Below are 21,808 nucleotides of genomic sequence, written 5' to 3'. Positions count from 1 at the left end.
TGTCCTCCGCCGACCCGGGCCACACACTGCGGCACACGGCGGCGCTGCGGCCCACGTCGCGCAGGGTGTTCGCCCGATGTCGCATGCCGTGCACATCGGCGCGCCGTCGCGTCGCGCACGCTTGCGGCAGCCTGCGTATCGCCGACGCACGCAACACGCCGCACCATCGGTCGGGGCATGCCATGTTCGTCTCCTGCGTCAAAACGTGTTCTCGCCTTTCAGGTAGTACGCGGTTTTCACGAAGAACGCCTTCACCGGATGGCCGCTCTGCGCGTCGCGGGCCGCCCGCGCTTCCATCGCGGCCTTTTCGTCGCGCCACCGGTCGGGCATCGGGTTGTTCACGCGCTCGAGCGCCCGCTGCATCGCGAGCGGGTAGTTCTGGTTGCCGGCCGCCGTCGCGCGATAGCCGGCACGCGTCATCTGCATCAGTTGCACATCGGTTTCGGCACGCGCCGCCGACCAGGTCAACGGCGCGGCATGCGGCGTGTCGCCGGCACCGATCGACTGCGCGAAGCCGACGGCCGGCAGCGCAGCGAGTGCGCAGGAAAGAACGGCAACGGGAACGAGGGATCGCATAGTGGCCTCCAGATGGTTGTCCCCGCATCGATCCATCATCGATGCGTTGAAATCATCGTATGTCGGGGCGCATGTCGCTTGAATAGCCGAATCCGCAATTGTTATTTTCAGCCGCGCATTCGGCGTGCGGACGGCGTCGCTCGCGAATCCCGTCGGAATGGAATTTCTTTATTTCATTCAACGATCTGATCGGATTTTTATCGGCGATTCGACGGGTGCTCATTCCGCTCTTTCGATTTCGGAAATGACGTGTTGCCTGTGCGATTCCGGTCGCTGTGCCCGCCCACAAGGCGTCGGCGTGATATCGCGCATGCGGATACTGCCGAGACGGCCTCATCGGATCAGCCGATTCTTCGATATAGGACAAATCATCTGCATCGGCTTGCCGGATTGAGACACGACGCAATCGGCGAGGACGCGCGATAATCACGCATCGGCCGTTTCGCACGGCATCTCTGGCATTCCCCTTTTTAATCGAGTCTCTCCATGGCCGCCTTCGACACTACCGCCATCGACAGCTGGCACGCGCACGTCTATTTCGATGCGGCAAGCCGCGACGCGGCCTGGGCGTTTCGCCAGGTCGTCGACGCGTGGTTCGGCGCGACCATCGAACTCGGGCGCTTTCACGAACGCCTCGTCGGCCCGCATCCGGCCTGGTCGTACCAGATCGCGTTCGGCGCCGCGCGATTCGACGACATCGTGCCGTGGCTCGTGCTGAATCACGGCGCGCTCGACATCTTCCTGCATCCGAATACCGGCGACGATCTGCGCGACCATCGCGATTGCGCGGTGTGGATCGGCAAGTCGCATGAGCTGAACCTCGGCGCGCTGGACGGCTGAGGGCCTCCGGACCGAGAGGTCTGCGGAGGGAGGGGCTCGCAGGCCGCACGATCGTGTCCGGCACATGCAGCATCCACGTTTCGGCCCACGCTGAAACGTCCGGCGGCAGGGCGTCGATACAGTGGTTCCGTTATCCACGCTTGCCGCCATCGCCATGACCCTCGCAGACCATACCGATGCGCACCGCATTCATCAGAACTGGCACGCCGCCGTCGTCGCACGCGATCTCGACGCGCTGATGTCGCTCTACGCGGACGATGCGATACTCGAAACACCGCTGATCGTCGTCGCGCTGCCCGGCCACGGCTCCGGCATGCTGCGCGGCAAGCCGGCGATCGGCCAATTCTTCGCGGCCGGCCTGCGTAATCCGGGAAACCGGCTCGGACGCTGGTACCGCACCGGCGTGTTCTTTTCGAACGGACGGCAACTGACGTGGGAATATCCGCGCGAAACGCCGGAAGGCGATCAGGTCGATCTCGTCGAGGTGATGGATCTGCGCGACGGGCTGATCGCTCATCATCGCGTCTACTGGGGATGGGTCGGGTTCAACGTGCTGCGCGGCGCAGCATCGACGGCCGAGCGCGCATGACCGCCATCGCGCCGAAGCGCTCGCCCATGCGGCACGGCGCGCCGCTCACGCGACATACATTGCGACACTGACGAACTGACACAGGCTGCCGGCCAGCACGAACAGATGCCAGATGCCGTGCCCGTGGCGAATGCGTTCGTCGTTGATGAAGAAGTAGATCCCCGCGCTGTAGATCACGCCGCCGGCCACGAGCCATGCGGTGCCGATCGGGGGCAGCGCATGGATCAGCGGCCGCACGGCGACGAGCGCGAGCCAGCCCATCAGCACGTACAGGATCATCGACAGCAGGCGCGTGCGGCGCCCGAGCGTGAGTTCCTGCACGATGCCGAACACGGCGAGCCCCCAGCTCACGCCGAACAGCGACCAGCCCCACGGGCCGCGCAGCGTGACCAGCGTAAACGGCGTGTAGCTGCCGGCGATCAGCAGGTAGATCGCCGAATGATCGCATTTCTGCAGGATCGCCTTCAGGCGCGGGTTGCGCACGCTGTGATACGCCGTCGAGATCGCGTAGAGCAGGATCAGCATCGCGCCGTACACGCTGAAGCTCACCACCTTGTACGGATCGCCTTCGAGCGCGCCCATCGTCACGAGCGCGACGAGACCTGCCACCGACAGCACCGCGCCGACGAGATGGGAAATGCTGTTGAAACGCTCACCGACATGCACGACGTGTTCTCCTGCGGTCCATCGGGAAAAGAAAGAGCCCTCATGATACTGGCGGCTGGATGCCGCCGCGCTGCGGCCGGGCAAACGGCGCGCGGGCGCCGTGCGATGCGCGCCGCCGGCCCGCCAAAGAAAAAGCGCCGCGATAGCCATCGCGGCGCTTTCCGTTTCGATACCGAACCGATTCGTCAGTGCATTGCAACGGCCCGGTTCAGCAACACTTCCCTGCTCCCGACCCGTACCGCGCATTCTGACGCTCGCGGAAGAATTCCTCGTACGTCATCGGCTCGCGGTCCGGGTGGGTGTCGCGCATGTGCGCGACGTAGGTATCGTAGTCGGGCAGGCCGACCATCAGCCGCAACGCCTGCCCGAGGTAACGCCCCGCACTGCGCAGGTCGCTGCCGAGATCGGTGAACATCGCGGCCTCCCGTCAACGTCCGCTGCCGAGCGCCTGCGCGGCCGGCATCGCTTCGTACGGCGTCTCGCGCACGGTCGGCTTCGCTTCGCGGCGCGCGCGCAGCACGGCGATCAGCCCGTACACCGCGATGCTGAGCACGACGAAGATGAACAGCCCGGCCAGCGCCGCATCGATGTAGTCGTTGAAGATGATGCGCTTCATCTGCGCGATCGACTTCGCCGGCGCGAGCACCTTGCCTTCGTCCACCGCGGCCTGCAGCTTCGCGGCGTGCGCGAGGAAGCTGACCTTCGGGTTCGCGTCGAAAATCTTCTGCCAGCCGGCCGTCAGCGTGCAGATCAGCAGCCACACGGTCGGCACGATCGTCACCCACGCATAGCGCTCGCGCTTCATCTTGAACAGCACGACGGTGCCGAGCACCAGCGCGATCGCGGCGAGCATCTGGTTCGAGATGCCGAACAGCGGCCACAGCGTGTTGATGCCGCCGAGCGGATCGACCACGCCCTGATACAGGAAGTAGCCCCACGCGGCCACGCACAGCGCGGTGGCGACGAGGTTCGCCGGCAGCGACTCGGTGCGCTTGAGCGCCGGGTGGAACGTGCCGAGCAGATCCTGCAGCATGAAGCGGCCCGCGCGCGTGCCGGCGTCGACCGCCGTCAGGATGAACAGCGCCTCGAACAGGATCGCGAAGTGATACCAGAACGCCATCATCGCTTCGCCGCCGATCACCTGGTGCAGGATGTGCGCCATGCCGACGGCCAGCGTCGGTGCGCCGCCCGCGCGCGCGATGATCGTCGTTTCGCCGACGGCCTTCGCGGTCTGCGTGAGCATGTCGGGCGTCAGCACGAAGCCCCATTGCGTGACGGTGTTCGCGACGGCTTCCGGCGTCGAGCCGAGCACGGCGGCCGGTGCGTTCATCGCGAAGTAGATGCCCGGCTCGATCACGCACGCGGCCACCAGCGCCATGATCGCGACGAACGATTCCATCAGCATCGCGCCGTAGCCGATGAAGCGCGCGTTGGTTTCGTTGTCGATCAGCTTCGGCGTCGTGCCCGACGAGATCAGCGCGTGGAAGCCCGATACCGCGCCGCACGCGATCGTGATGAACAGGAACGGGAACAGATTGCCCGACCACACCGGGCCCGTGCCGTCGACGAACTTCGTCAGCGCGGGCATCTTCAGTTCCGGTGCGACGACGAGGATGCCGATCGCGAGGCCGAGGATCGTACCGATCTTCAGGAACGTCGACAGATAGTCGCGCGGCGCGAGCAGCAGCCACACCGGCAGCACCGACGCGACGAAGCCGTAGCCGATCAGGATCCACGTGAGCTGCGTGCCGCTGAACGTGAACCACGCGGCGAGCGCCGGCGAATCGTGCACGGTCTGGCCGAACGCAATCGACGCCATCAGCAGCACGAAGCCGATGATCGATACTTCGCCGATGCGGCCGGGGCGGATGTAGCGCGTATAGACGCCCATGAACAGCGCGATCGGAATCGTCGCGGCGACGGTGAACGTGCCCCACGGCGAATTGGTCAGCGCCTTCACGACGATCAGCGCGAGCACCGCGAGGATGATCACCATGATCAGGAACGCGCCGAACAGCGCGATCACGCCGGGCACCGTGCCGAGCTCCATCTTGACGAGGTCGCCGAGCGAACGGCCGTCGCGGCGCGTCGAGATGAACAGCACGATGAAGTCCTGCACCGCGCCGGCGAACACGACGCCGGCCAGGATCCACAGCATGCCGGGCGTGTAGCCCATCTGCGCGGCGAGCACGGGGCCGACCAGCGGCCCGGCGCCGGCGATCGCGGCGAAGTGATGGCCGAACAGCACGTACTTGTTGGTCGGCACGTAGTCGAGGCCGTCGTTGTACTTGACCGCCGGCGTCATCCGCAGCCCGTCGAGCTGCATGACCTTGCTGGCGATGAAACGGCTGTAGAAGCGATACGCGATCAGATACACGCAGACTGCGGCGATCACGATCCAGAGGGCACTGACGCGCTCGCCGTGTGCAAGCGCGATCGTGCCGAATGCGAACGCGCCGAGCAGCGCGACCGCGATCCAGAGCAGGGTACTGGAAGCCCGATTCATGGCGTCTCCTGGTCTCCAATGTGTTTTTGAGTGGATGCGGCGAGGGGCCGAACCCGCGTGACGTCGATGCGTCGTGCCGCGGCCTCGCAGAGACCGCGGCGATGGGCCGTAGTATTCCGCGCGACGGGGGCCCCTTACAAGCGGATAACTACGTATGAGGATCTACGTAGAATTACGTAGATGCGCGCGAAACATTCAGAAGCGTCGGTTTGCACGGACGCGCGCGTTGCCAGCGACGTTCACAAACGTTCATGTTTTCGTCGAAACGATCAGTCCGTCTCGGCGAATCCCGCGAGGGCGGCGCACGCGCAAGGACCGGTGCCGGGCGCACGATACTTTGAAAGTTCCGCTCACGCGACTTAAGATCGTGGCGCTTGGTGCCGCACTTTTTTCAACCTTCGATCATCGGTCATGCACTTCACTCGACTTGCCGTTACGACGCTCGCCGGTTTCTGTGCTCTTTTCTCTACGAACGCGCTGGCGGAGGGCACGCTGCATCTTGATGTCGAAGCAGCCCATGTGGACGAAAATTCACCGCGCGTGTCGCTGCTTGTGAAGGTCACGGATACTGACGCCAGCAAGGACAACTTCGGTCAGGTTACCGGAACGTCGCTTCCCCCGCCGGGTACTTGCATTGCGCGGTTCGACGGTGACGAACAGCACCGGGTGGGGCCGTGTGCCGCAGTGCACATCCGGGAAAACGGGAACCCTGTCAAGACGGTCAACGTGCGCGTTCTGGATACACACGGCGACCATAACTGGATGGTCTTGACGTGGAATTCCGAATTTGCGGTTCCACGTTCGCAGCGATCGGTCAAAATGATCGTCGGCGTAGCCAACGGCTGGTATTCCAACAATCCGGAAGAAGCTTTCCCGTTCGGCAATTTCCCGTCATTCGATCCCGCACGTCCCCACGACTGGCTCTATCAACGGGCCGATCGGGCGCTCAACGATACCTACCGCCGCATTCTTTCCCGCTATGCAAAAAACAGCGATGAGGCTCAGGCTCGCGGTTTGCGCCTCTCGGAGCGGGTCTGGGTCAACCACAAGGAGGAGGAGTGTCGCGATGATGGCGAGCCCGAACGTTGCCGCTGGCTGGCGACTGAAGATCGGCTCGATATTCTAGAAGGCGACGACAAGTAGCCAATTCATCGTCACGCCAAGGCTTCCGCACGCGGCATGAGGCAAAACGGCGGGCATCGGATGTGCCGGCCGCCAGCGCGAATCGAATGTATCCCGCGTCGCGGAACCGAGCGCGTGTCAAACCGGGTCGTCGATGCAACGACGTGACCGCCAATCGGGCAGCCCGCCGGACGTCGGGCGCATCGAATCTTCCGGCGCCGCGCCGTGCCCGAACGGCATTGATCGCGGCCCGCGCACCCCGTACAGTGTTCACCTGCCTCCATCCCGGAACCGCCATGCCGATCGGATTTCAGAAGATGAACGCGAATGGCGATGACTTCGTCATCGTCGACCTGCGCGGCCGGGAACACGATCCCGCGCAGCGCATCGATCGCGACCTCGTGCGGCGCATGGGTGATCGGCGTCGCGGCATCGGTTTCAACCAGCTCGCGGTGATCTCGGATGGCGACGACGCAGCCGCGCGCGTCGCGTTCTGGAACCCCGACGGCTCGGCGCTCGATACCTGCGGCAGCGCGACGCGCGGCGTCGCATGGAAGCTGATGCGGGAAACCGGCGCGGCCTCGGTCGTGTTGCGCACGAATCGCGGGCGCCTGCACTGTGCGCAGGAGGCGGACGGGCCGATCGCGGTCGAAATGGGCGCGCCCCGGCTCGGCTGGCAGGACGTGCCGCTCTCGGAAGCCGTCGACACGCTCGCGCTGCCGCTGCCCGGTGCGCCGGCCGCATGCAGCATGGGCAATCCGCACTGCACGTTCTTCGTCGACGACGTCGCCGCGCTCGACATCGAAGCGCTCGGCCCGCCGATCGAAGCCCATCCGCTGTTTCCGCTGAAGACCAACGTCCATTTCGTGCAGATCGTCAGCCGCACGCATATCCGTCTACGCATCTGGGAACGCGGCGGCGGCGTGCCGCTCGGCTCCGGCTCGTGTTCGTGCGGCGCGGTGGTCAACGGGATCCGGCGCGGGCTGCTCGACGACACCGTGCGGGTGACGTGCGACGGCGGCGACGTCACGGTTCGATGGGACGGCGCAGGCAGCGCGTTCCTGAGCGGGCCCGTGACGTTCGGGTTCGACGGAGTGTGGCTGTGACGCCCGACGACGCACGAACTTTCCACGCGCTGCGCCCGCGCCTGCAGAAGATCGCGTACCGGATGCTCGGTTCCGTCGCGGACGCCGAGGACATCGTGCAGGACGTATGGCTGCGCTGGCACGACGCGGCGCGCGACAGCATCGAGAACACCGAGGCATGGCTCGTCGCGGTCACGACGCGGACGTCGATCGATCGCCTGCGCGCGGCGAAGCTTCGGCGCGAGCACTACACGGGTATCTGGCTGCCCGAACCGGAACTCGGCGAATCGCCCGCGACGCCCGAGGAAATGACGGAGCGCGCGAACGACGTGTCGGTGGCGTACCTGCTGTTGCTCGAACGGCTGACGCCGGAAGCGCGCGCGGCGTTCCTGCTGCATGAAATCTTCGAGTTCGACTACGACCGGATCGCCGAGGCGATCGGCAAGACCGAAGCCGCGTGCCGGCAGCTCGTCAGCCGGGCCCGGGCGCGGCTGCGCGACGATACCCTGCCGCGGCATGCGGTGCCGCACGAAACGCATCGCCGGCTGCTGCAGACGTTCACGCAGGCGCTCGCGCAAGGCGACTTCCCGTCGATCCAGGCGCTGCTCGCCGAAGATGCGATGCTGATCGGCGACGGCGGCGGTCACGTCCAGAGCTTCCCGAAACCGATGGTCGGCGGCCGGCGAATCGCTCAACTGTTCTATGCGACGTGGTTGCGCTGCGGCAGCGGTGTCGAGATGCGGCCGGTCGTGCTCAACGGCCAGTGGGCGCTGCTGCGCTTCATCGACGGACGACTCGAAGCGGCGATGTCGTTCGAGACCGACGGTACGCGCATCGGCCGGATTCTCGTGCAACGCAACCCCGACAAGCTCGCCCGCATCGCCGCTGCCTCCGCCGCCGGCTGACGCGTGCATCGCGCGCCGGCCGCGGCCGCGGTCGAGCGCGGATTGGTGCAGCGCGCGCAACACGATGCGTCCCCGTGCGTGGCTACCGCGCACCGGCGCACACTCCTAAGATGATTTCGCGCGGCGCCCTGCCGCCCACGACACCCGCGCAGCGCGGGCCAGCCTCTTCGTCGCCAGGAGAAATCATGACGCAGCGTATCAACTACATTCAACAGTCGCCCGAGCTGTTCAGGACATTCCTCGAACTCAGCAACCAGCTGCGCAACAGCGCGATCGAGGAATCGATCCGGGATCTCGTGTCGCTCCGCGCATCCCAGATCAACGGCTGCGCGTTCTGCGTCGACATGCACGTGAAGGAAGCGCGCATCCACGGCGAGCGCGAGCTGCGCCTGCACCATCTGGCGACGTGGCGCGAATCGACGCTCTTCTCGCCGCGCGAGCGGGCCGCGCTCGCATGGACCGAAGTACTGACGAAACTGCCCGAGCACGGCGTGCCGGACGATCTCTACGATCGTGTGCGCGGCCAGCTCTCCGAAAAGGAATTGTCGGACCTGACGTTCGAAGTGATGGCGATCAACGGCTGGAACCGCGCGAACGTCGCGTTCCGGACCGTGCCGGGGTCGTCCGACAAGGCGTTCGGCCTCGACAAGGCGAATCTCGCTTAACGGCCTCCCGCCGCCCTCCTTCGCTGCCGGCCGTCGGCCGGCGGCCCACCGGAAGCCACCACCATGATTCGCATGAAACACGTGATCGCGTCCGCGCTCGTCGTCGCGGGCGCCGCGACCGGCGCCGTTCGCGCGGCGCCCTCGGCCATCGTCACGCCGCTGATGACGAAGCCGCTCGACGCGTACCCGGGCAAGGAAGCGCTGATGATCTCGGTCGAATATCCGCCCGGCGCGGTCGATCCCGTCCACCGCCACCACGCCGACGCGTTCGTCTATGTGGTCGAGGGTTCGATCGTGATGCAGGTGAAGGGCGGCGAGCCCGTCACGCTGAAGCCGGGCGAGACCTTCTACGAGGGCCGGAACGACTTGCACACGGTCGGACGCAACGCGAGCCGGACCCGGCCCGCGAAGTTCATCGTGCTGCTGTTGAAGGACAAGGGCGCACCCGTGCTCGTGCCGGAAAAATAGCCGGCTCGCACGTCGCCCGCACCCTTTTCGAAAAAATGCGGCGGGCGGTGTCACAGGCGGCAACGCTGAAACGTCTAGTCGCATACGGACACCACGATTCCAGCGCCTCCATGCCCGACACCTCCATTCGCCGCCCCGATGCCGACGATCCGTTCGCGCGCAGTTTCTCGACCTGCTATGCCGGCGTGGTCACCTTTCTGGCCGTCGTCACCGAAGGAAGCTTCGCGCGCGCCGCCGATCGCCTCGGCGTCGGCCGCTCGTCCGTCAGCCGCCACGTGCAACGGCTCGAGGACCGGCTCGACGCACGCCTGTTCCAGCGCACGACCCGCAGCGTGTCGCTGACGCGCGAAGGCGAGCTCTTCTACGAAAACTGCCGGCCCGGCATCGAGCATCTGGCGCAGGCGCTCGAGGACATGCGCGAGCTGCGCAGCGGGCCGCCGAGCGGGCACCTGCGCATCGGCTCGACGCCGGGTTTCGGCCGCAAAGTCGTCGCGCCGCTGCTGCGCGATTTCCATGCGCGGTATCCGGACATCACGCTCGACCTGCTGTTGAACGACCGGCCGGCCGATTTCTCGGCCGACCGCATCGACGTCGCGTTTCGCGACGGCCGCATGGAGGACAGCGCGATCGTCGCGCGCCGGCTGATTCCGATGCAGATGATCGTCTGTGCGTCGCCGGCTTACGCGCACCGGCACGGCTTGCCGCGCCACGTCGACGATCTCGCTCGGCATCGCTGCATCAACCTGTGCACTGCGTCGGGCCGCGTGACGGAATGGGAATTCAGGATCGACGGACTGACGCAACAGCGCCAGATCGCCGCGCATCACACGTTCAACGACATCGATCTCGTCGTGCGCGCGGCGCTCGACGGGCTCGGCATCGCGCAACTGCCTGCGTACCAGGTGTGCGACCTGCTCGCCGACGGCCGGCTGGTGAGCTGTCTCGGCCAGCATGCGCCGGACGACGGCGGCCACTACCTCTGCTACCTGAGCCGCAAGCACCTGCCCACGCGCATCCGCGTGTTCATCGACTACATGATCGAGCAAACGCGTGCGCGCGACCTGCAGTGCCCGGCCACGATGACGACGATGGCGCCGCTGGAGACGGTCGATTGATGCATTCGCAGCAACACGGTGAGGGCTTGCAGGCCTCTACCGGATCACGCGGCGCATGCCTACGATGCGGGCTGTTCGACACGCACGCGAGTACCGCGCTGCGCCGTTCGGCAAGACACCGGCCCGATCGCGCTAGCGCGACGGGCGCCGGTTTCGGCAGGTTCAAGCGGCGCGCATGTCGCGCGCCCGTTCAAGGAGAGCAATCGTGAAAATCGTCGTGATTGGCGGTACCGGCCTCATCGGCAGCAAGGTCGTCAGGAACCTCATCGCACGCGGCCACGACGCGGTGGCGGCCGCGCCGTCGACCGGCGTCGATACGATCACGGGCACGGGGCTGGACGACGCGCTCGCCGGCGCGGAAGTCGTCGTCGATCTCGCGAATTCGCCGTCGTTCGAGGAAGCGGCCGTGAAGGCCTTCTTCGAGGCGTCGGGGCGCAACCTGTTCGCCGCGGAGCGCGCGGCCGGCGTACGCCATCACGTCGCGCTGTCGGTGGTCGGCACCGACCGGCTGCAGCAGAGCGCGTATTTCCGCGGCAAGATCATTCAGGAAAACCTGATCCGCGACGCAGGCGTGCCGTACACGATCGTGCGCTCGACGCAGTTCTTCGAATTCGTCGGGGCGATCGCGCAGGCTGGCACGCAAAGCGACACGGTCCGGTTGACCACCGCGCACTTCCAGCCGATCGCATCGGACGACGTCGCGGCCGCCGTGACCGACTTCGCGCTCGACGCGCCGCGCAACGGCATCGCCGAGATCGGCGGCCCCGAGCGCGTGCGGATCGCGGATCTGGTCGAGCGTTTCCTGGCGGCCACGCACGACGCGCGGACGGTGACGCGCGATGCGGAGGCCGACTACTTCGGCGCGCTGCTGCAGGACGACACCCTCGTGCCGGCGCCCGGTGCACGCCTCGGCGCGACGACCTTCGACGCGTGGTTCCGGCAGAACGCGCTCGTGCGCTGAACGCCGCAGCCGGATCACGCACGCCATGACGCCGCTGCGCCCGCCGCCGCTGTCGCTGCTCGACCGGTATCGCGGACGGGAACCGCAGACGCTGTACTCGACGACGGTGACCGTCACGGGCGGGGCGGCCGAGCACGGCCGCGCATCGGGCGTCGCCCGTTCCGACGACGGACGCCTGGACATCGAGCTGCGCCTGCCGTCCGCGCTGGGCGGGCCCGGCGACGGCCCGAACCCGGAGCAGTTGTTCGCCGCCAGCTATGCGGCGTGCTTTCACGGCGCGCTGAGCCTGCTGGCTGCACGGGCGGGCGTGTCGATCGCCGGCGCATCGGTATCCGCATCGATCGACTTCTGTCGCGATCCGATGGACGGGCTGTTCATGCTGAACGCGACCATTCGCGTGCAGTTGCCGGGCGTCGAACGCGCGGTGGCGGAAGAACTCGTCCGCAATACGGAGCGTTTCTGTCCGTACACGAAGATGGCGCACGAGGGAATCAGCCACGTCGTGGCGCTCGCGCCGGTGGACGATGCGCCCGAACGCTAAACGGCACGCACATTCAACCCATCGTCTTCACGAGAAAGTCATGCAGTCATTCGACAACAAGGTGATCCTCATTACCGGCGGCGGTGCCGGCATCGGGCTAGCAGCGGCCGTCGCGTTCGCACGCGAAGGCGCGCGCGTCGTCATCACGGGCCGCCGCGAAGATGCGCTGTCCGCAGCCGCGCGCAGCGCGCCAGGCATCGACTACGTGGTCGCGGATGCCGGCGATCCGGCCGACGCCGCGCGCACGATCGACGAAGCAGTCGCACTGGCGGGGCGGCTCGATGTGCTGGTCAACAATGCGGGCGCGGGTGCAATCCTGCCGCTCGAGCGGGCTACCTTCGAAGCGATCAGCGCGATTTTTTCGGTCAATACGCTCGGACCGTCGATGCTCGCGACCGCCGCGTTGCCGCACCTGAAAGCAGCCCGCGGCAGCATCGTCAACGTGTCGAGCACGTTCGGACACAAGGCCGCGGCGCTGTTGTCGCACTATGCAGCGAGCAAGGCCGCGCTCGAGCATCTGACGCGCTGCTGGGCGCTCGAGCTCGCATCGGCGGGCGTACGCGTGAACGCCGTCGCGGCAGGCCCGACGGAAACGGACTTCCTGTCGGAACGGATGAAGCTGTCGGCACCCGAGATCGAAGCGATCAAGGCGCAGGAGCGCACGCGCATTCCGCTTGGCCGGCGCGGCGAGCCCGCGGACGTCGCAAACTGGATCGTGTCGCTTGCGTCGCCACAGGCGGCATGGATGACGGGGCAGGTGATCACGGTCGACGGCGGACTCGACGCAACCTGACCGTCGCGAGGACGCGCGGCACGCGACGTACGACGCGTGCCGCGCGAGATGGCCAATCAGTGCTTTTCGTCGAGCTTCTTCGGCTTCGGCGGCGACGGCACCTTCGCGTACTGGAATGCCGGCGTGGCCTTCAGCGCATCTTTGGTCGCACCGGGCAGATAGATGTTGCCGTTGCGCACGTCGAGCGACGCGATCGGCACCGCGACGTCGTGCGCGGCCACGCCGAGGAAGCCGCCGGCCGACACGATCGCGGCCGACACCGAGCCGTCCGGCGCGACGATCAGGTCGCGGACCTTGCCGACCTTCTGGTTCTCGTCGTTGTACACGGTCTTGCCGAGCACGCTCTTCTTCACGCTCCAGCCTTCGAGCAGCGCCTGCGATTGCTCGACGGTCACGCTGATCGGCTGCGCGCCCGCGATCTGCGCGTGCGCGCCGACGCTCGAGGCGAGGACGGTTGCTGCGAGGAGGGTCTTGTAGAACTTCATATGCGTTGCACTCCGGTTCGGTTGTTGTGGATTCCGGGAACGAAGCGACACGGGTGCAACGGTTGACCGGTGAGCACCCTGCGGATGGCCGCCCCGCGCTTCGTCGGTCGCGTGGCGGCCGGCCGCGCCGCCACGGCGTGTGTGCGTGGCGGACCGGCATGGCCGGACCGCAGCGTGCAACACGTCGTTCATGGTAGCGGCAATCGACGGATCGTGCGTTCGGAGTGCGATGCGGCGGGTAGGGCGAACCGGATCGGGATCAAAGACCACGCAGAACAGCCGGGCGCGCGGCGCGAAAAAATGACGCCGCGGCCCGTCGATCAGGACAACGTCACTGACGCGCACCCGGTCGTCGCGGCGCAGCGAACGACGCGGCGGCGGCCGCGCCGCCCCGCTGCGTCACGCATTGCGCGAATACACCCTGCGATGCCGCACCGCCTCCGCCAGCACGTCGAGCACCGGCTCCGTCTGCGTCCAACTCAGGCACGCATCGGTGATCGACACGCCGTACTGCAACGGCACGCCCGGCTTCAGATCCTGGCGGCCGGCCTCGAGATGGCTCTCCACCATCACGCCGACGATCCGGTGCTCGCCCTGCGACAGTTGCCGCGCGAGATCCTGCGCCACCTCGATCTGCCGCTCGTGCGACTTGTTCGAGTTCGCATGCGAGCAGTCGACCATCACCTGCTCGCGCAAGCCGGCCTTGCGCAGCACCGCGCAGCTCGCTTCGACGTGCGCCGCATCGTAGTTCGGCCCGTTCTTGCCGCCGCGCAGGATCACGTGCGCATCGTCGTTGCCGCGCGTCTCGAAGATCGCCGCCATCCCCATCTTCGTCATCCCCATGAACGCATGGCTCGCTGCTGCGGCGACGATCGCGTCCGACGCGACCTGCACGCCGCCGTCGGTGCCGTTCTTGAAGCCGATCGGGCAGCTCAGCCCCGACGCGAGCTGGCGATGGCTCTGGCTCTCGGTCGTGCGCGCGCCGATCGCGCCCCACGCGATCAGGTCGGCGATGTACTGCGGGCTCAGCAGATCGAGGAATTCGGTCGACGCCGGCAGGCCGAGCGCGTTGATGTCGAGCAGGAGTTGCCGCGCGGCGCGCAGCCCTTCGTTGATGCGGAAGCTGCCGTCGAGACGCGGATCGTTGATGTATCCCTTCCAGCCGACCGTCGTGCGCGGCTTCTCGAAGTAGACGCGCATCGTGATCAGCAGGTCGTCCTTCAGCGCGTCGGCGGCGGCCTTCAGGCGGCGCGCGTAATCGAGCGCCTGGTCGTGATCGTGGATCGAGCACGGGCCGACGACGAGCAGCAGCCGGTCGTCGCGACCGTGCAGGATATCGCCGATCGCGCGGCGCGTATCCTCGACGAGCGTCTGCGTGGCGGCCGGCACCGGCAGTTCGTCGAGCAACAGCGCCGGGGAAATCAGCGGACGCACGGCACCGATGCGGACGTCGTCGATGCGCGTGGTGTCCTGCGTCGCGTCGGCGCTGCCTACCTCGCGATCGTGGGAAGGATTGTCGAGGTTCTGCATGGCGATTCTCCGGGGACGTCTATCTGGAATGATGGGCAGGCTCGATTATGGCACCCGGGAGAGGCGGCAGCCGACACGCCGACCGAAGACGGGCCGCATGGCATCGTCCACGACCTGTCGGAGCAGTTCGCACGGAACAGGGGTGGCGCGTCAACGCGGACCTCGGCTCCGCGCCCGAGACGGCCGCCGACGGCATCAAGCTGAAGTAACGCGGCGGTGCGCGAGCCCCGCCATCACTGCATCGGAACGCGATCAGCCCGCCGCGTCGCCCTGCGCGCCGACGTCGATCCCCAGTTCGCCGGCCATCCGCTGCACCAGCGCATTCAGCCGCGCCACTTCGTCCGCGAGGCGTTTCTGTTCGGCCTTCAGCGCTTCGAATTCGGAAGGCGGCACCGCATCCGTGCCGCCGGCATCCGCGCTCGCGAAATCGGCCACGTTCACCGCGCCGCACATCAGGTGCATCCAGCGGTTCTCGCGTGCGCCCGGTGCACGCGGCAGCCGGACGACGAGGGGTTGCGCGCGCGCCGCGAGCTCGTCGAGGAACGCCTCGACCGACGAGATATCCGCGAAGCCGTGCAGGCGCGCGCTGTTCAGGCGCAACTCGGCGGCCGTCTGCGGGCCGCGCAGCAACAGGATCGTCAACAGCGCGATCGCCTGGCTCGGGATGCCGAGCACGCGGTTCATGTTGTGCTCGAAACGCGGCACGCGGCTGCTGCTGCCCTCCATCACGAGGCTCAAGTGCTTCAGCCCGTCGAGCGCGGTCGTGACTTCGTCCTCGCTGACGTTCATCACCGGCAAGCGCGCGGTTTTCTGGTTGCAGCCCGCGGTCAGCGCGTTCAGCGACAGCGGGTAGGTATCCGGCACGGTGTGCTGTTTCTCGACGAGCACGCCGAGAATGCGGGCCTCGAGAGGCGTGAGTTCGCGAAGTGCGCGGGGCGTGGGCGTATCCGGCGTGGTGTTCATGAGTGGCGTCGCAGCGTGCAGCAGGTGAAGGGAAACAGTCGCTGCCCGTCCGGCATCGCGCACGGGCGAGCCATATGATAGCTCGCGACGCACGGCCCGACGCCACTCGCCGCACCGGCGCGCGCACGTGCCGCAGCGGGCTTTCGTCCGACGTAGCGGCGCGCCCGATAGCGGGCGACGCAACGCGGCGATGCATGTGCACAGCACCGCAGATTCATCCTTCGCGCACGCCCGGGCGTTTGCGCGACGCGCATGCCGGCGCTACGATAGATGTTCATCCCGATATCAGCGGCGCCGCGCGCGATCGCCTTCACGCGTCGATATCACGCATTACCCGCGTTGAATGCGCTGCCGCCGTGCCGCGCGCCGCGCGCCAAACCCGTTCACTCCCTCACCGGTTCACCACCATGACTGCATCTTCTTCCGCACCCGTGCGCGCCATCGTCACCGGACATACGCGCGGCGTCGGCGCGGCGCTCGCCGAACAACTGCTGCAGGAAGGCATCGCCGTGCTCGGCGTGTCGCGCAGCCGTCATCCGTCGCTCGCGTCGCAGGCCGGCGAGCGCTTCGCCGAGGTCGAACTCGACCTGTCGGACTCGAAGACCATCGCGACCTGGCTGGCCGGCGACACCCTGCGCCGCTTCGTCGACGGCGCGTCGCTCGTGCTGCTGTTCAACAACGCCGGCATCGTCGATCCGATCGGCCCGCTCGCCGCGCAGGACCCGGCGATCGTCGCCCGCGCGGTCGGCCTGAACGTCGCCGCGCCGCTGATGCTGTCGGCCGCGCTCGCACAGGCCGCGTCTGCCGCGACCGAATGCCGGATCGTGCACCTGTCGAGCGGTGCTGCCCGCAACGCGTATGCGGGCTGGAGCGTCTACTGCGCGACCAAGGCGGCGCTCGATCACCATGCGCGCGCCGTCGCGCTCGACGCGAACGGCGCGCTGCGCATCTGCAGCGTCGCGCCGGGCGTCGTCGACACGGGCATGCAGGCCACGATCCGCGCGACCGGCAAAGACAATTTCCCGATGCGCGACAAATTCGACGAGCTGAAGTCGAGCGGCGCGCTCGCCACGCCCGAGGCAACCGCCCGACAACTGATCGGCTATACGCTGAGCGACGCATTCGGCAACGAGCCGACGGCCGACGTGCGCAACCTGCCGACGAAGTAGCATCGGACGCGGCGCGTCATCCTTCGAGCCGCTTCGTCCAGTCTTCGACCTGCCGCGCCGTCCGGCGCTTTTCCAGCATGCTGCGCCAGCCGGGCGGCAGCAACGGCACGTCGCACAGCGCATCGAGCGCGGCCATGTCGAGCGTGCGTCGATACAGCACGTCGAGCACCGTCGACAGCGGCCATTGCGGGTAACGGCGCTCGTGCAGCGCGAGCGCATCGCCCGCCGCCACCCAGCCCTCCTGCAACACGCGGTAGTACCAGCCCGTCCGGCCGCTTTGCTGCACGAGCGCCGCCATCCGCGGATGGTCGAAACGCACGTTGAGCTTCCAGCACGGCTGCCACGACTGCGAGACCTGGAGTACCGCGCCGCCGAGTGTGAACACGTCGCCGAGACACACGTCGTGCTCGGTGATGCCGCGCGTCGACAGGTTCTCGCCGAACGCGCCCGGACGGGCGAGCACGTCGCGCGCGCCGATCTGCCCGGCCCACCACGCATAGTGATCGTGCGCATAGTGATGAACGGCCTTGTCGGGGCCGCCGTGATGCCGCGCATCGGCCTGCGCGTCGCCGGCGAAGCCGAGCGCGCCCAGCCACAGGCGCGCATCCACCGGCTGCTTGTCGATCGCGCTTGCGTGCGGCGTGCCGGCGAGCGGACGGCTCGCGCCGATCCGCACCGCGCCAATGGCGGCCGCGATCGCCGGCCGGGCGTCGTCGCTCATGCGGCCACACCGTCCGGCAGCGCCGCGAGCAGTCGCTCGAGTTCGCGCGTGCGTGCTTCGCCGAGCGGTAGCAGCGGCCGTCTCGGTTCGCCGGCGTCGAAGCCGCGCAGCCTCAAGCCGGCCTTCACGGTCACCGGCAATCCGTCGTTGACGATGAACTGCAGCAACGGCAACTGCGCGTGAAAAACCGATCGGGCGCGCTCGAGATCGCCGGCGCGCATCGCATCGAACAACGCGAGCGGCAACGCGGCATTCAGGTTCGGCGCGGCCGTGCACCATCCGGCCGCGCCCGCGGCCAGCGCGGCGAGCGCCATCGGATTGCTGCCGTTGTAGAACGGGATCGTCCCGTCGCTCAATTGCGCGAGCCGGTGCATCCGGCCGATGTCGCCAGTGCTTTCCTTGACCATCGTCACGTTGTCGACGGTGCGGCAGATCGTCGTGATCAAGTCCGGCGACATGTCGACGCCGCTCGTCGCCGGGTTGTTGTACAGCATGATCGGGATGCCGATCGCTTCGCCGATCGCGCGGTAGTGCGCGACGATCTCGTCGTTGCCGAGCTTCCAGTACGACACGGGCAACACCATCACCGCATCGGCGCCGGCCTGCTCGGCGAAGCGGGCGCGGCGCACCGCGCCAGCCGTGGTGAGATCGGAAATTCCGACGACGGTCGGCACGCGCCGGCGCACCGCGCGGATCGACGCGGTGGCGACGGCCTCCCATTCGGCGTCGGACAGGTAGGCGCTTTCGCCGGTACTACCCAGCGGCGCGATCGCGTGAACACCATCGGCGATCAGGCGCTCGATCAGCGCATCGAGCGCGCTCAGGTCGACGCCGCCATCGGCGGAGAACGGCGTAACCGGGTAGGCAATGATGCCCTTCAGCAGAATTGACACGATTCGTATTCCTCAATGATTGTCTGACAGGACCGGAACGGTACGCCCGCTTATGCGACGCAGTCCCGATGCGTACGCAACGCGCGGCGCGCGTAGTAGTCGAACGTCACCGCATCGCGCTTCGGCTTCGAGATCCAGTCGTGCGCTTCGCGCGCGAGCGCCGGCGGCACCGGCTTGATCTCGCCGGCCGACATCGCGAGCAGTTGCAGCTTCGCGGCGCGCTCGATCAGCAGCGCGAGAATGCACGCCTCCTCGATCGTCTTGCCGACCACGAGCTGGCCGTGATGCGACAGCAGGATCGCGCGCTTGCTGCCGAGCGCCTTCGAGATGATCTCGCCTTCCTCGTTGCCGACCGGCACGCCCGGCCAGTCCTTCAGGAACGCGCAATCGTCGTACAGCGGGCAGGTGTCCATGTGCGACACCACGAGCGGCTGCTCGAGCATCGACAGCGCCGCGACATGCGCCGGATGCGTGTGGATGATGCAGTTCACGTCCGGGCGCTCGCGATAGATCCACGTATGGAACCGGTTAGCCGGGTTCGGAATGCCTTCGCCATCGACGACGTCGAGATCCTCGTTGACGCGCAGCAGGTTCGCGGCCGAGATCTCGTCGAAGCCGAGCCCGAGCCGCTGCGTGTAGTAGGTGCCGGCCGCATCCGCGCGGCAGGTGATCTGCCCGGCCAGGCCCGAGTCGTGGCCGGCGTCGAACAGGATCCGGCACGTCAGCGCGAGCTTTTGCCGCGCGGACCAGCCGCTGTCGCCCGCTTCGTTTTCAAGGCGCCGCTCCGCCAGCGCGACCAGCGCTTCCTTCGTCAAATTCAGCGTTTCCGCCATGTTCGCCTCCTGAATGCACCGGGTCTGCCGCGCCGTCCGCGGCCGTTTCCCCGAGCGCATGACACACAATACACCGAATGACACTTTGTGTCATGCGTTACAATCGGTTTTTCGAAGGACACCTGCCGCCCCATGACGATTCGCCTGAAGCTGCTCAGAAAACAGAAAGGCTGGACGCTCGACGTGCTGGCCGACGAGACCGGCCTCACCAAGAGCTACCTGTCGAAGGTCGAGCGCGGCCTGAGCGTGCCGTCGATCGCGGTCGCGCTGAAGCTGTCGAAGGCGCTGAACGTCGACGTCGAGCAACTGTTCTCGGAAAGCGGCAACCGCGAGTTGATCACGGTCACGCGCGCCGGCGAGCGCACCGCGATGGGCGGGGCGACCGACAGCCACGCGCACCGTTTCGAGAGCATCGCGGCCGGCGTCGCGCCGAAGAAGATGCTGCCGTTCGTCGTGCATCCGCCGCACGAATTCGTCGCGTCGACGTTCCGCGAGCACGAAGGCGAGGAATTCCTGTTCGTGCACAAGGGGCGGGTCGAAATCGAATTCCCGAACGAGACGGTGCAACTCAGGACCGGCGATTCAGTCTATTTCAACGCACTCATTCCCCACCGCACGCGCAGCCTCGGCACCGCGCAGGCGGAGATTCTGGTCATCGTCAGCCACGACGACTAGCCTCGTCACTTCTTCGCGCAAGGATCTTCCGATGGTCACCAGGGCCACCGCACCGTTCCAGCAGATCAAGACGCTCGTTCGCCAGAACGTCGAGTCCGGCGACTGGCGCCCCGGCGACCGCATTCCGTCCGAACTCGATCTCGCCGCGCAGTTCGGCGTCGCGCGCATGACGGTCAACCGCGCACTGCGCGAGCTGACCGAGGAAGGCGTGCTGAAGCGCATCGCGGGGGTCGGCACGTTCGTCGCCGAGGCGAAGCCGCAGTCGAACCTGCTGATGATCGCGCATATCCGCGACGAGATCCGTGCGCGCGGGCACGAATACCGTTGCCGCGTGCTCAGCCAGGCGCGCGAGCCCGCGTCGTTCGACGTCGCGGCCGCGTTCGGCCTGCCGGTCAATACGCCGGTCTTTCACGTGGTGTGCGTGCACGAGGAAAACGGCCGCCCGATCCAGCTCGAGGATCGCTACGTGAACCCGGCTGCCGCGCCCGGCTTCATCGATCAGGATTTCCGGGTCGAGCCGCCATCCGAGTACCTGTACAACAACGTGTCGCACTACGAACTGGAAATCGAGCACGTCGTCGACGCGTCGCTGCCCACCGGCGAACAGGCGCGGCTGCTCGACATGCGCGCCGACGAACCGTGCCTCACGCTCACGCGCCGCACATGGACGGACGGGCTGCCCGTCACGTTCGTGCACTTCCTGCATCCGGGCAACCGCTACCGGCTCGGCTCGCGCTTCAAGCCGGGCGCGGGGCGCCACCCGACCTGATCCTTCGTCGCACGCTCCCGACACGCACGGCGGCCGTTTCATGATGAAACGGCCGCCGTGTTCATTCACTACGTCGGGTCAGATCGCACCAACCTGCCCCGCGTCGCGCGACCACACGACCGGAAACAGCGGGTGATCGAGCGGCGCGCCGTCGGCCAGCTGTTCCGCGAGCCCGGGAAAATCGGGCGACGTTTTCCAGCGGCGCGGCGCGTGACGGACATCGTCGCCGACGAAGCGGATCGAGAACGCGCGCCGGCGGTTCCGCGTGCCGCCCGACGCATGCAGCGTCAGCATCCGGAAGCACACCATATCGCCGGGTTCGAGCGCCCAGCGGCGGATCGGGAAGGCCGCACGGTCGGCTTCGATGTCGGGCAGATCGGCGAGGCTGCCTTCCGGGAACCACTTCGCCTCCTTGTCCATGAACGTGCGCGGCATCAGCCACGGCCCGCGATGCGAGCCGGCGACAAATTCCAGCGTCGATTCGAGCGGCACCGGATCGACCGGAATCCACATGCTGACGTTGTCGTCGCCTTCGATGTTGTAGTACGGCTGGTCCTGGTGCCACGGCGTGCGCTGCCGCGTGCCGGGCTCCTTCACGAGCAGATGGTCGTGATGCAGCCGCACGTTGTCCGTGCCCATCAGCGCGCCGGCAACCGACGGCGCCGGCGAGCGCACGATGAAGTCGCGATACGCGTCGTTGTGCTGCCAGTTGCAGAAATCCTCGAAGAACCAGCCCGGATCGTCGGGCCGGCTCGCGACTTTCGCGCGTTCGCTCGGCTGCGCGAGGTTCGCGTCGATGCCGGCCCGCAACGCGGCCACTTCGTCGGGCGAAAAGATGCCCTTGATGCAAACCGCGCCTTCGTCGCGGAACGCGGCGATCAGTTCGGGCGTCACGGCTTGCGCGACGCGCTCCTGGATATTCGTCATGGTGTACCTGT

Annotated in this window: 25 protein-coding genes; 14 read left to right on the top strand and 11 right to left on the bottom strand. The window is 67.1% G+C overall.

Annotated elements, in window-relative coordinates; all coding sequences use genetic code 11:
* Positions 1-198: 198 nt before the first annotated feature.
* Entirely contained in the window at positions 199-576 is a 378-nt protein-coding gene (locus WS89_RS19370) for a hypothetical protein (protein ID WP_059499531.1), read from the bottom strand.
* Between the two features lie 486 nt (positions 577-1,062).
* Between WS89_RS19370 and WS89_RS19365 the strand changes: the two genes are divergently transcribed.
* Together WS89_RS19365 and WS89_RS19360 are read left to right on the top strand one after the other, a co-directional pair.
* Complete coding sequence (locus tag WS89_RS19365) at positions 1,063-1,416, top strand: DOPA 4,5-dioxygenase family protein (protein ID WP_059792752.1); 354 nt, start codon at positions 1,063-1,065, stop codon at positions 1,414-1,416.
* A 154-nt stretch (positions 1,417-1,570) separates the two neighbouring features.
* A complete protein-coding gene (locus WS89_RS19360) occupies positions 1,571-2,005 on the top strand; it encodes a nuclear transport factor 2 family protein (protein ID WP_059499533.1) in 435 nt (144 codons plus the stop codon).
* A gap of 45 nt (positions 2,006-2,050) precedes the next feature.
* Here the strand turns inward: WS89_RS19360 and trhA are convergent, their stop codons facing one another.
* The 3 genes from trhA to WS89_RS19345 all read right to left on the bottom strand — a co-directional run bounded on the left by trhA (position 2,051) and on the right by WS89_RS19345 (position 5,177).
* Entirely contained in the window at positions 2,051-2,671 is a 621-nt protein-coding gene (gene trhA, locus WS89_RS19355) for a PAQR family membrane homeostasis protein TrhA (protein ID WP_059499534.1), read from the bottom strand.
* Positions 2,672-2,879: 208 nt separating this feature from the next.
* Positions 2,880-3,086, bottom strand: coding sequence for a YbdD/YjiX family protein (locus WS89_RS19350; protein WP_011881067.1), 207 nt, complete (start codon positions 3,084-3,086; stop codon positions 2,880-2,882).
* A gap of 12 nt (positions 3,087-3,098) precedes the next feature.
* Positions 3,099-5,177: a carbon starvation CstA family protein gene (locus WS89_RS19345; protein WP_059792750.1), complete on the bottom strand. Its 2,079-nt coding sequence runs from the start codon at positions 5,175-5,177 to the stop codon at positions 3,099-3,101.
* A gap of 411 nt (positions 5,178-5,588) precedes the next feature.
* On the opposite strand from WS89_RS19345, the gene WS89_RS19340 reads away from it, so the two are divergent.
* From WS89_RS19340 to WS89_RS19300, 9 genes are all read left to right on the top strand, one after another.
* Positions 5,589-6,320: a lysozyme inhibitor LprI family protein gene (locus WS89_RS19340; RefSeq protein WP_059792748.1), complete on the top strand. Its 732-nt coding sequence runs from the start codon at positions 5,589-5,591 to the stop codon at positions 6,318-6,320.
* Positions 6,321-6,595: 275 nt separating this feature from the next.
* A complete protein-coding gene (gene dapF / locus WS89_RS19335; RefSeq protein WP_059792746.1) occupies positions 6,596-7,405 on the top strand; it encodes a diaminopimelate epimerase in 810 nt (269 codons plus the stop codon).
* Entirely contained in the window at positions 7,402-8,289 is an 888-nt protein-coding gene (locus WS89_RS19330; protein WP_059792744.1) for an RNA polymerase sigma-70 factor, read from the top strand. The genes dapF and WS89_RS19330 overlap by 4 nt, the downstream gene beginning before the upstream one ends.
* Before the next feature lie 185 nt (positions 8,290-8,474).
* Positions 8,475-8,954, top strand: coding sequence for a carboxymuconolactone decarboxylase family protein (locus tag WS89_RS19325; protein WP_059499538.1), 480 nt, complete (start codon positions 8,475-8,477; stop codon positions 8,952-8,954).
* Positions 8,955-9,017: 63 nt separating this feature from the next.
* Entirely contained in the window at positions 9,018-9,422 is a 405-nt protein-coding gene (locus WS89_RS19320) for a cupin domain-containing protein (protein ID WP_059499539.1), read from the top strand.
* 110 nt (positions 9,423-9,532) lie between these two features.
* Positions 9,533-10,537 (top strand): LysR family transcriptional regulator, encoded by a 1,005-nt coding sequence (locus tag WS89_RS19315; RefSeq protein ID WP_059792741.1) that lies wholly within the window; start codon positions 9,533-9,535, stop codon positions 10,535-10,537.
* A 205-nt stretch (positions 10,538-10,742) separates the two neighbouring features.
* On the top strand, positions 10,743-11,498 hold the full coding sequence (locus tag WS89_RS19310) for an SDR family oxidoreductase (RefSeq protein ID WP_059792738.1): 756 nt from the start codon (positions 10,743-10,745) through the stop codon (positions 11,496-11,498).
* Positions 11,499-11,523: 25 nt separating this feature from the next.
* Positions 11,524-12,039, top strand: coding sequence for an Ohr family peroxiredoxin (locus WS89_RS19305; RefSeq protein WP_059792737.1), 516 nt, complete (start codon positions 11,524-11,526; stop codon positions 12,037-12,039).
* A 40-nt stretch (positions 12,040-12,079) separates the two neighbouring features.
* Positions 12,080-12,832, top strand: a complete 753-nt coding sequence (locus WS89_RS19300) for an SDR family NAD(P)-dependent oxidoreductase (protein ID WP_059792735.1) — start codon at positions 12,080-12,082, stop codon at positions 12,830-12,832.
* 56 nt (positions 12,833-12,888) lie between these two features.
* On the opposite strand, the gene WS89_RS19295 is transcribed toward WS89_RS19300, so the two are convergent.
* The 3 genes from WS89_RS19295 to WS89_RS19285 all read right to left on the bottom strand — a co-directional run bounded on the left by WS89_RS19295 (position 12,889) and on the right by WS89_RS19285 (position 15,810).
* A complete protein-coding gene (locus WS89_RS19295; protein WP_059499544.1) occupies positions 12,889-13,317 on the bottom strand; it encodes a PRC-barrel domain-containing protein in 429 nt (142 codons plus the stop codon).
* Between the two features lie 399 nt (positions 13,318-13,716).
* On the bottom strand, positions 13,717-14,847 hold the full coding sequence (locus tag WS89_RS19290) for a 3-deoxy-7-phosphoheptulonate synthase (protein WP_059792733.1): 1,131 nt from the start codon (positions 14,845-14,847) through the stop codon (positions 13,717-13,719).
* A 252-nt stretch (positions 14,848-15,099) separates the two neighbouring features.
* Complete coding sequence (locus WS89_RS19285; RefSeq protein WP_059792731.1) at positions 15,100-15,810, bottom strand: YceH family protein; 711 nt, start codon at positions 15,808-15,810, stop codon at positions 15,100-15,102.
* Positions 15,811-16,217: 407 nt separating this feature from the next.
* Here WS89_RS19285 and WS89_RS19280 point away from each other — a divergent pair, with 407 nt between their 5' ends.
* Entirely contained in the window at positions 16,218-16,979 is a 762-nt protein-coding gene (locus WS89_RS19280; RefSeq protein ID WP_059499547.1) for an SDR family oxidoreductase, read from the top strand.
* Between the two features lie 16 nt (positions 16,980-16,995).
* Here WS89_RS19280 and WS89_RS19275 read toward each other — a convergent pair whose 3' ends face one another.
* Genes WS89_RS19275 through WS89_RS19265 form a run of 3 tightly spaced genes read right to left on the bottom strand, consistent with a single transcriptional unit; the run spans position 16,996 to position 19,426 of the window.
* Complete coding sequence (locus WS89_RS19275; RefSeq protein ID WP_059792728.1) at positions 16,996-17,700, bottom strand: MOSC domain-containing protein; 705 nt, start codon at positions 17,698-17,700, stop codon at positions 16,996-16,998.
* Positions 17,697-18,593: a dihydrodipicolinate synthase family protein gene (locus WS89_RS19270; RefSeq protein WP_059792726.1), complete on the bottom strand. Its 897-nt coding sequence runs from the start codon at positions 18,591-18,593 to the stop codon at positions 17,697-17,699. Before WS89_RS19270 ends, WS89_RS19275 begins: the two co-directional genes overlap by 4 nt.
* A gap of 50 nt (positions 18,594-18,643) precedes the next feature.
* Complete coding sequence (locus tag WS89_RS19265) at positions 18,644-19,426, bottom strand: aldolase (protein ID WP_059499550.1); 783 nt, start codon at positions 19,424-19,426, stop codon at positions 18,644-18,646.
* Positions 19,427-19,558: 132 nt separating this feature from the next.
* Here WS89_RS19265 and WS89_RS19260 point away from each other — a divergent pair, with 132 nt between their 5' ends.
* Positions 19,559-20,101: a helix-turn-helix domain-containing protein gene (locus WS89_RS19260; protein WP_059499551.1), complete on the top strand. Its 543-nt coding sequence runs from the start codon at positions 19,559-19,561 to the stop codon at positions 20,099-20,101.
* Positions 20,102-20,132: 31 nt separating this feature from the next.
* The gene (gene hutC / locus WS89_RS19255; protein WP_059792724.1) at positions 20,133-20,870 is read left to right on the top strand and encodes a histidine utilization repressor; all 738 of its coding nucleotides are present in this window, start codon (positions 20,133-20,135) and stop codon (positions 20,868-20,870) included.
* Between the two features lie 78 nt (positions 20,871-20,948).
* On the opposite strand, the gene WS89_RS19250 is transcribed toward hutC, so the two are convergent.
* Positions 20,949-21,797, bottom strand: a complete 849-nt coding sequence (locus WS89_RS19250) for a phytanoyl-CoA dioxygenase family protein (RefSeq protein WP_059792723.1) — start codon at positions 21,795-21,797, stop codon at positions 20,949-20,951.
* Between the last annotated feature and the right edge of the window lie 11 nt (positions 21,798-21,808).

Source organism: Burkholderia sp. MSMB1072 (assembly GCF_001524725.1).
In the GTDB taxonomy this organism is placed as follows: Bacteria; Pseudomonadota; Gammaproteobacteria; order Burkholderiales; family Burkholderiaceae; genus Burkholderia.
Note: the sequence above shows the minus strand (reverse complement) of the source record. Positions and strands in the feature narration are given on the sequence as shown.

Excerpts from the sequence above, each read along its gene's own strand:
- WS89_RS19370 (WP_059499531.1), bottom strand. The coding sequence starts at position 576 with ATGCGATCCCTCGTTCCCGTTGCCGTTCTTTCCTGCGCACTCGCTGCG.
- WS89_RS19365 (WP_059792752.1), top strand. The coding sequence starts at position 1,063 with ATGGCCGCCTTCGACACTACCGCCATCGACAGCTGGCACGCGCACGTC.
- WS89_RS19360 (WP_059499533.1), top strand. The coding sequence starts at position 1,571 with ATGACCCTCGCAGACCATACCGATGCGCACCGCATTCATCAGAACTGG.
- WS89_RS19350 (WP_011881067.1), bottom strand. The coding sequence starts at position 3,086 with ATGTTCACCGATCTCGGCAGCGACCTGCGCAGTGCGGGGCGTTACCTC.
- WS89_RS19345 (WP_059792750.1), bottom strand. The coding sequence starts at position 5,177 with ATGAATCGGGCTTCCAGTACCCTGCTCTGGATCGCGGTCGCGCTGCTC.
- WS89_RS19340 (WP_059792748.1), top strand. The coding sequence starts at position 5,589 with ATGCACTTCACTCGACTTGCCGTTACGACGCTCGCCGGTTTCTGTGCT.
- dapF (WP_059792746.1), top strand. The coding sequence starts at position 6,596 with ATGCCGATCGGATTTCAGAAGATGAACGCGAATGGCGATGACTTCGTC.
- WS89_RS19325 (WP_059499538.1), top strand. The coding sequence starts at position 8,475 with ATGACGCAGCGTATCAACTACATTCAACAGTCGCCCGAGCTGTTCAGG.
- WS89_RS19320 (WP_059499539.1), top strand. The coding sequence starts at position 9,018 with ATGATTCGCATGAAACACGTGATCGCGTCCGCGCTCGTCGTCGCGGGC.
- WS89_RS19315 (WP_059792741.1), top strand. The coding sequence starts at position 9,533 with ATGCCCGACACCTCCATTCGCCGCCCCGATGCCGACGATCCGTTCGCG.
- WS89_RS19305 (WP_059792737.1), top strand. The coding sequence starts at position 11,524 with ATGACGCCGCTGCGCCCGCCGCCGCTGTCGCTGCTCGACCGGTATCGC.
- WS89_RS19300 (WP_059792735.1), top strand. The coding sequence starts at position 12,080 with ATGCAGTCATTCGACAACAAGGTGATCCTCATTACCGGCGGCGGTGCC.
- WS89_RS19295 (WP_059499544.1), bottom strand. The coding sequence starts at position 13,317 with ATGAAGTTCTACAAGACCCTCCTCGCAGCAACCGTCCTCGCCTCGAGC.
- WS89_RS19290 (WP_059792733.1), bottom strand. The coding sequence starts at position 14,847 with ATGCAGAACCTCGACAATCCTTCCCACGATCGCGAGGTAGGCAGCGCC.
- WS89_RS19285 (WP_059792731.1), bottom strand. The coding sequence starts at position 15,810 with ATGAACACCACGCCGGATACGCCCACGCCCCGCGCACTTCGCGAACTC.
- WS89_RS19280 (WP_059499547.1), top strand. The coding sequence starts at position 16,218 with ATGACTGCATCTTCTTCCGCACCCGTGCGCGCCATCGTCACCGGACAT.
- WS89_RS19275 (WP_059792728.1), bottom strand. The coding sequence starts at position 17,700 with ATGAGCGACGACGCCCGGCCGGCGATCGCGGCCGCCATTGGCGCGGTG.
- WS89_RS19265 (WP_059499550.1), bottom strand. The coding sequence starts at position 19,426 with ATGGCGGAAACGCTGAATTTGACGAAGGAAGCGCTGGTCGCGCTGGCG.
- WS89_RS19260 (WP_059499551.1), top strand. The coding sequence starts at position 19,559 with ATGACGATTCGCCTGAAGCTGCTCAGAAAACAGAAAGGCTGGACGCTC.
- hutC (WP_059792724.1), top strand. The coding sequence starts at position 20,133 with ATGGTCACCAGGGCCACCGCACCGTTCCAGCAGATCAAGACGCTCGTT.
- WS89_RS19250 (WP_059792723.1), bottom strand. The coding sequence starts at position 21,797 with ATGACGAATATCCAGGAGCGCGTCGCGCAAGCCGTGACGCCCGAACTG.